This is a genomic window from Vibrio sp. Vb1574 (assembly GCF_033338675.1).
This window is the reverse complement of sequence record NZ_JAWOTC010000472.1, coordinates 1-1,032: the sequence shown is the minus strand read 5'-3', so window position 1 is coordinate 1,032 and position 1,032 is coordinate 1. Positions and strand designations below refer to the sequence as shown.

The 1,032-nt window shown below is 49.9% G+C and carries 1 protein-coding gene; it reads left to right on the top strand.

Features of this window, described 5'->3' with window-relative positions; genetic code table 11:
* On the top strand, nt 1-1,032 hold a 1,032-nt coding region (locus R7O12_RS26965), incomplete at both ends, for a PhoX family protein (RefSeq protein ID WP_318127126.1).

Below are 1,032 nucleotides of genomic sequence, written 5' to 3'. Positions count from 1 at the left end.
TTCGCAAAGAGATTAACGCTCACGGCGTTTCCGTTGTTCGTATTCAGCTAGAAGACAATATGTGGAAATTGGTGGATACCGATCCGCTTAACCGCCGATACACTGGTGCGACAGTGATGGATTTATCTGGCCCAGTCGCTCACACGGCGCTTACTGTGACGCGTTTTTCGCCTGATGGCAGCCAAGCTCGTGGTACGTTAAACAACTGTGGCAACGGCTATACGCCGTGGGGTACTTACCTCACGTGTGAAGAGAACTGGCCTGGCTACTTCGTTAATGCGGGGACTCGTACAGAAGAACAAGATCGTATTGGTGTGGATGATAAGAGCACGCGTTACTTGTGGGAAACATTGGCAGGTAACTCAGAAGAGCGTTTAGATGAGTTTACGCGTTTTAATGTTGCACCAACAGGCACCAGCTCTGCAGACGATTACCGTAACGAAGCGAACGGCCATGGCTACATTGTAGAAATTGACCCATATACCCAAAACTCTCGTGCGAAAAAGCGTACCGCGCTTGGTCGTTTCCGCCACGAAGGTTGTGCTTTCGGTAAGCTAGAAGCAGGCAAACCCGTAGTATTTTACTCAGGTCATGATTCTCGTTTTGAATACCTTTACAAGTTCGAGTCTGCAGCGGCTTGGGATCCTGCTGATGCAAATCCTGCGAATCGCTTGGCGACGGGCGACAAGTACATGGACGAAGGCACACTTTACGTTGCGCGTTTCAATGAAGACAGCACAGGTACTTGGTTGCCACTAACGCTTGATAGTGTGACGACATCTGGTGGCACGCTTGCTGATCATTTTAACTCGTTAGCGGAAATTATCATTAATACGGCTGGCGCGGCTGACCTTGTTGGCGCAACGCCAATGGATCGTCCTGAATGGTGTTCGGTTGACCCGTTCACAGGCTCTGTATACCTCACGCTAACCAATAACACGCGCCGCACAGACGAAACGAATCCAGCAAATCCGCGCTTAAACAACAAGTTTGGTCACGTTATTCGTTGGGATGAAGGCACTTCTGCGACAG